Raw genomic sequence first — 6,042 nt, 5'->3', positions numbered from 1 at the left:
CGAGCTCCATGACGTCGTCCTTTGTAGGGGCCTTCCTGATGAAGACGTAATCGACCTCACCCCGGGCCATGTCCTCTCTAGCATCCTCCTTGAGGCCGTAGTAGATCAGCTCTATCTCCCCGGCCTGGTTCATCTCGTCGAGAACCCTGCTCACGACCTTCTGCTCGTTGAGGGCGCCGGGTATTATAAAGCTCCTCTCTCCCACAAGGGCAAAGGCCACCTCACCCCTCTCGGCCTTCTCCTCCGCTTTCGAGTCTTCAACAACCTCAAGCCCTTCTGCCTTGAGCCTCTCGATGACGGCGTCGAGGTCACCCCTGAAGGCCGGGTACCACGTGTAGACCTTGACGTCGTCGCTGAAGTAGTTGAGTATAACGGAGGGAGCCCTTTTTGCTCCAAGCTTCTGGAGGCCGGCCCAGCGGTGGTGACCGTCAACTATCAGGTACATGTCCTCACCCGGAACCTTCGCGAGGAGCATCGGCTTCCAGAAGATCCCGCTCCCGGTAACGCTCTCTATGAAATCTTCAAGCTCCTTCTGGACGAGCTGTTCGTGGGGCTTCATCTTGTCGAGCTCGATAAAAACGTAGTCGACCTTAACAGTTGGGATGTCGTACTTCGGAACCTTTTCAACTCCCATCCTCAACCCTCCGTAAGCTTAAACCTGCAGACGGATATCAAAACGGGGGGTAAAAAGGCTTTCCCTTTCATACAGACAGCCTTTCCCGGGCATTTTGCGGAGAGGCAGAAAAAAGCCTGAGGATTTTAAGGGGCAAGGGTTAAAACTCCGGAATGCATAAACAACCCCGATGAGGAACGTCGCTGATTTACCACTCCACGGTGGACACGTTCCGGCATGGCTCGCCCAGAGGATGAGGAAGCTGGCCAAGTTAGTTCTCATCTTAGCGGTTGAGGAGTACGGCACTAGGGGTTTTCTGGAGAGGCTCTCAGACCCAGTGTGGTTTCAGGCCTTCAACAACGTCATCGGAATGGACTGGGACTCCTCAGGCTCGACGACGGTAACCGCGGGGATGATAAAGGATGCCCTCTGGAAGGAAGAACTTGGAGTAAAAGCTGCCGGTGGAAAGGGGAAGAAGAGCAGGGCAACTCCAGAGGAGCTGAAGAAGATAGCTGAACTCTACGATCTAGATCCAGAACCTTACGTCAGGACTTCAAGACTCGTTGCCAAGGTCGATACAGTTGCCCTCCAGACGGGCTACCAGCTCTACCATCACGTCTTCTTCCTCGACGAAGAAGGCAACTGGGCGGTTATACAGCAGGGGATGAACGAGAAAACTAAGCTCGCGAGGCGCGTCCACTGGTTTGACGCCGAGACCTTCACCCTCGACCCCCACAAGGCCATTGCCGGCCTGAAGAGAAACTTTGCCCTCAACACCGTATCGAGAGAAGCGAGGGAGTACCAGAAAACCCTCCTCGATATTATCCAGGAAAAGCCAGAGAAGATAGAGCGCGAGCTTGAGAGTTTGAAGGCGATGGCGAATGGTTACCGACCACTTGTTTACTACAAGCCCCGCGAGCCATGGAATAAAGACCTGCTAAAGCGCTATGAGAGCCTTGGAAGGGCTGAGCTGAACAGAAAAGCCCTTGAATTTGCGAGAGAGCTGAGCGTCTCAAACTACGAGGAGTTTTTACTTCTGAAAGGCCTCGGGCCGAGCACTCTGAGGGCATTATCGCTCGTCCTTGAGCTAATCTACGATGTCCACCCGAGCTGGAAGGATCCGGTAACTCACCCGCCGGATCCCTTCAAGTTCAGCTACGCCGTCGGGGGAAAAGATAAGGTGCCGTTCCCGATAGACAAGCCCGCCTACGACGAGCTGGTTTCCTTCCTTGAGGAGCTCGTCTCAAGGCACCCCGAGGAGAAGGCCCTGCTGAGGAACGTCACCAAGATAACCAAAAACTGGAAGTTCCCGGAGGGGGAGAAGAGGGCGACTTAGGGGAATTGTTGAATCTTAGTCTAATCATGTTGCAACTGTCCCAGTCCTCCAAGTTGTGCAGTATAGTACACAAAATTCTGAGTTTTTGTGCAGTACATTTCTACAACTGCACAGGAGCGGGCTGTAGAAATATAAAGGCTCAGAGGCCTTCAAGAAAGTAGCGGGAGGCAAGCACAACCCTTTTAACTATCGGGGTGATAGTATACTATTGGGGTGGTAGTTTGTACTTCGACGAGAGGCCCAAGAGCAGGAGAGAGGATCTTTACGATAGGGAGAGGGAGCTTGAGGAGTTGCTGGCAGCAATCGAGTCCCGCAAACCGCTGATGCTCCTCAAGGGTATTCGAAGGCTCGGGAAGACCTCCCTCCTGCGGGTTGCCCTCAACGAGGCCAACGTCCCCCATATAATAGTTGACCTCCGCGGGGTGAATCCCAACTCAAGGCGCGACCTCTACCTCCGCTTCCAGAGCGCGCTCAACGAGTACCTCTCAAAAAACGCCCCCCTCCTCGCGAGGCTGAAGGATAAGCTGAAACTCATAGACGGCGTGAGTCTCTCTGGAATCGGCGTCTCGCTCTCGTGGAAGAACCCGGAAACGCTGTACTCCCTAATTTCGACACTCGAAGGCGAGGGGTTTGTGATAGCTTTCGATGAAGTCCAAGAAGCGAGGGGGCCGGCGGGAAAGGAGCTGGCCTCAATAATAGCTCACTTCTACGACTATGGAGAAACAACGTTTATATTGACGGGCTCCGAAGTCGGCCTCCTCTACGACTTCCTCGGCGTTGAGGATCCGGATGCCCCCCTCTACGGCAGGGTTTTCCACGAGATAGAGCTTTCCAGATTCTCCAGAGGGCAAAGTCTAGACTTCCTCAGGAAGGGGTTTGAACAGGCAGGCGTTAATGCCCCGGAGGAGATTCTGGAAAAGGCCGTTGACAGGCTCGACGGAATAGTGGGCTGGCTCGTGAAGTTTGGAGTGGTTGCACTGAGAGAAGGCCCCAAACAGGAGGTTATCGATAAAGTCCTTGAGGAGGCCTCAAAGCTCGCTTTAGCTGAACTTGAGCGCTTCCTTGAAAAGAGACCGCTGGCGAGGAAGCGCTATTTAACGGTTCTTCGGGCGATAGCCTCGGGTAAAAACACATGGAGTGCACTGAAAAGGGAGCTCGAAGGGAAGGAGAAGAGGGAAATCGGGGATGCTACACTGGCAAGGTTCCTCAACACACTCCTAAAAGCTTCCTTCATAGAAAAGAGTGTCGAGAGGAGAAACGTGACCTACCACATAGCCGACCCCGTGCTTGAGTTCGCCCTCCGTCACTGAATTTCCTTTAAAACCCTTCAAAATCCCCCAAATCCCATACAAGCCATTCACCACTGCGTAGCTTCCCTTTGCCACTATTCCGTACCATCTCTCCCCGCCCTCTCAGCCCTACGAGCTCGCCCTTCCTCTCCAAATCCTTTAAAACCCCCTCGCTTCCCTCTCGCTTAACTCTTTCCACTTCGCCTCGACGAAGAGGGCCTCCTTCTTCCGCTCGTTGAGAGCAAGAATGTCGGTCCTCTGTTCGCTACTTAGTTGTTCACACACGATTATGATAATCCAAACTGAACATTTTCCCCGTTTCCCTGTGGACTTCCGTCTTCCCACGACCCTTCTAACTACTGGGGTGATAGTTATCCCCTCAAGCAAACCATGCTCCCCTGCGGAACTCCCAGTTCTCTCGCTATCGGTCGGCATTTCGCCTTGAGCAGGTAGAAGACGCGATTATCGCTTACCTCGCTCAGAGTCTCAAAGTTGCCCTGACCCTTGGCGATTATGACATCGGCTTTCTCAAAGACTTTCCTGAACTCATTGGAGACCCCCTCGAGCGGAACGCCGACGATCCTAGTGCCAGTGGAGATCACCTCCGCAAACTCCCCAAAGCCCGCCTTTTTCAGATCTTCAACCGTTGCATCGTTGATTATCGGGCCTTCTTTTCCAGCAACGTAGATTTTGAGGTGCGGGAATGCCTCCTTCAGTTTTTTAATAAAGAGCCTGTCGAAGTAAATCTCACCGCAGTTGTCCGTGAGGTAGAGAAGGGTCTTGGCATTCCCCAACCTCTCGAACAGCTCGCCAGAGTGATCAACGTAGAGCTCCTCGCCAAGCATTGCCTTAACGTCCTCCTCAATCCTCTCCGGGGGATAGCCGACGGCGAAATCTATAACGTTGCCGATTATGGCGAGCTTCAGCGCGGTCTTAAGGTCTATCTCCTCCCCCTTAAGGTCTGAGGCAACCTTCTCGGCGAGCCTGTTCGAGAGCTCCTTGTATTCTTTAAACGGGTCGTCGTTGCCTATGACCCTGTAAACGCCAAGAAACACCTCGCTACCAAAGATTGCCGGAATCGAGTCCCCGCTTATCCTCGCCATCAGCTTCGCCGCCTCAATGACGCCCCTCTTCCTGAGCTCAAGGTCATGGGCGCCCATCTCGACGATTTTTTGGCATTGGTTCGCGACGCAGGCTAAGCACTCGTAGTGAATCCTCACCGTCACCACCGGGTGATGAAAAGGCCTGGGCTTTTTAACCCCATCGGAAGGGCTGGTACCAATCGCACGCAAGGAGAATCTCATGGGTAGCGGCCCCGTAGGGAGTCAACTCTCATCGGAAAGCTTTTAAGCTCCGGATGATTGCCTCTCGGTCTGACCGGCCCACAGGGAAGGGCCTTCCCAATTCCCATGCAAAGGTTTATAAAACGTCTCTGGGAAACCCCTTCAGCCGTGAAAATGGGGTCAATAAGAGGTGATGCTCATGGGAAGGACTGTCAAGGTCGGTTCAGCCGGAAGGTTCGGGCCCAGGTACGGCCTCAAGATAAGGAGAAGGGTGGCTGCCGTAGAGGCCAAGATGAGACAGAAGCACGTCTGCCCCGTCTGTGGGAGGAGAGCCGTCAGAAGGATAAGCACCGGTATATGGCAGTGCCAGAAGTGCGGGGCAACCTTCGCCGGTGGCGCATACCTCCCCACCACTCCGGCCGGGAAGGTTGCCAAACGCGTCGTGGCCTCCAAGGCCTGATCACCTTTCTAATTTGAGGTGGTTACCATGGTGAAGGCCGTTTATCGCTGTGCGAAGTGCGGTAGAGAAGTCGAGCTCGACCTCGCGACTACAAGAGAGGTTCGTTGCCCCTACTGTGGCAGCAAGATTCTCTACAAGCCTAGGCCGAGGGTTGCGAGGCGCGTTAAGGCCATCTGATTCTTTCGTTTCGAAAGCCTTTTAGCCTCAAGTTCCTTCTGAGTGATAGTCATGATGCTGATAACGACTTCCCACAGACCGACGAGGAGGACAAGGAGCTTCGGCCACGACCTGGAGAGGGTCTTTCCCAACTCCCTCTACCTGACGAGGGGCAAGAAGACCATTCAGGACCTGCTTATGGAAGCCTACGAGAGAAACTACGAGAGGCTTTTGATAATCAACGTCTGGAAGGGAAACCCCCTCAAGATGACCTTTATCAAGGTTGACCCCAACGATTGGGGCTACCTTGGCTATCTCTACCTTCACGGCATAAAGCTCCAGAGGGAGATAGGCTTCAGAGATCTGAGGCCCATAAGAGAGGAGATGCCCTTCATCGTGACTACTGCTAAGCGCGTTGGAATTGACCATACCGCCTTCGCCCAGGTCTTCGCCGAGCTAACCGGCGGGAAGTTCATTCCTAGGGGTAGCAAGGGGCTAACGGCCATAGCCGATAAATACAACACGGACGTCATAGGGGTCATAGAGAACTACCCGCGGGGGATGGCGGTCAACTTCTACCGCCTCGACATCAGCAGGGACAGGCCCGTTGGACCGCTAATCCTTGTGAAAATCTGGATAATGGAGGACGGCAGGAGATGGGACTACAGGGAGGCCCTGGCAAAGGCTGGCCCATCGAGGGAATAGTTGAGCTCTCCTTCCCGGACGAGGAAACCGCCAAGATAGTTTACGAGAGCGTTCTCTACGAGCACGAGAGCGTGCCCTACCGGAGGAGCAGGATAGAGTTTCTGCGCGAGGGGAACATGATAATAATCCGCTTTTTGACCAGGGACAACTCAGCTTTGAGGGGAACGCTGAACTCGTATCTGAGATGGATTAAGGTCGCG

8 protein-coding genes and 1 pseudogene are annotated in these 6,042 nt (G+C 54.0%); 6 read left to right on the top strand and 3 right to left on the bottom strand.

Annotation, left to right across the window (positions count from 1 at the left end; all coding sequences use genetic code 11):
• Positions 1–634 (bottom strand): L-serine kinase SerK (serK, locus tag MVD07_RS06995; protein WP_297500044.1); only part of this gene is annotated, 634 nt, incomplete at its 3' end.
• 169 nt (positions 635–803) lie between these two features.
• On the opposite strand from serK, the gene MVD07_RS06990 reads away from it, so the two are divergent.
• Positions 804–1,949 carry a DUF763 domain-containing protein gene (locus MVD07_RS06990; RefSeq protein ID WP_297500041.1) on the top strand — a complete coding sequence of 382 codons (1,146 nt, stop codon included), beginning with the start codon at positions 804–806 and terminating at the stop codon, positions 1,947–1,949.
• A 221-nt stretch (positions 1,950–2,170) separates the two neighbouring features.
• Positions 2,171–3,259, top strand: a complete 1,089-nt coding sequence (locus tag MVD07_RS06985; protein ID WP_297500054.1) for an ATP-binding protein — start codon at positions 2,171–2,173, stop codon at positions 3,257–3,259.
• 7 nt (positions 3,260–3,266) lie between these two features.
• On the opposite strand, the pseudogene MVD07_RS06980 reads toward MVD07_RS06985, so the two are convergent.
• Both MVD07_RS06980 and MVD07_RS06975 read right to left on the bottom strand, forming a co-directional pair.
• A pseudogene (locus tag MVD07_RS06980) lies at positions 3,267–3,490 on the bottom strand (DUF234 domain-containing protein); the annotation flags it as partial.
• Between the two features lie 119 nt (positions 3,491–3,609).
• Positions 3,610–4,458 carry a damage-control phosphatase gene (locus tag MVD07_RS06975; RefSeq protein ID WP_297500052.1) on the bottom strand — a complete coding sequence of 283 codons (849 nt, stop codon included), beginning with the start codon at positions 4,456–4,458 and terminating at the stop codon, positions 3,610–3,612.
• A gap of 262 nt (positions 4,459–4,720) precedes the next feature.
• Between MVD07_RS06975 and MVD07_RS06970 the strand changes: the two genes are divergently transcribed.
• The 4 genes from MVD07_RS06970 to MVD07_RS06955 all read left to right on the top strand — a co-directional run.
• Positions 4,721–4,981, top strand: a complete 261-nt coding sequence (locus MVD07_RS06970) for a 50S ribosomal protein L37ae (RefSeq protein ID WP_297500049.1) — start codon at positions 4,721–4,723, stop codon at positions 4,979–4,981.
• 27 nt (positions 4,982–5,008) lie between these two features.
• Positions 5,009–5,158, top strand: a complete 150-nt coding sequence (locus tag MVD07_RS06965; protein WP_297500038.1) for a DNA-directed RNA polymerase subunit P — start codon at positions 5,009–5,011, stop codon at positions 5,156–5,158.
• A 51-nt stretch (positions 5,159–5,209) separates the two neighbouring features.
• A complete protein-coding gene (locus MVD07_RS06960) occupies positions 5,210–5,842 on the top strand; it encodes a ribosomal biogenesis protein (RefSeq protein ID WP_297500047.1) in 633 nt (210 codons plus the stop codon).
• The coding region (locus MVD07_RS06955) for a KEOPS complex subunit Pcc1 (RefSeq protein ID WP_297500036.1) at positions 5,794–6,042 on the top strand (249 nt) is incomplete at its 3' end. The genes MVD07_RS06960 and MVD07_RS06955, both read left to right, overlap by 49 nt.

The sequence above is a fragment of the Thermococcus sp. genome, assembly GCF_027008145.1.
Taxonomy (GTDB): domain Archaea; phylum Methanobacteriota_B; class Thermococci; order Thermococcales; family Thermococcaceae; genus Thermococcus.
This window is presented reverse-complemented; position numbering and strand designations above follow the sequence as displayed.

Coding starts and splice junctions, on each gene's coding strand:
- MVD07_RS06990 (WP_297500041.1), top strand. CDS start 804: ATGAGGAACGTCGCTGATTTACCACTCCACGGTGGACACGTTCCGGCA.
- MVD07_RS06970 (WP_297500049.1), top strand. CDS start 4,721: ATGGGAAGGACTGTCAAGGTCGGTTCAGCCGGAAGGTTCGGGCCCAGG.
- MVD07_RS06965 (WP_297500038.1), top strand. CDS start 5,009: ATGGTGAAGGCCGTTTATCGCTGTGCGAAGTGCGGTAGAGAAGTCGAG.
- MVD07_RS06960 (WP_297500047.1), top strand. CDS start 5,210: ATGATGCTGATAACGACTTCCCACAGACCGACGAGGAGGACAAGGAGC.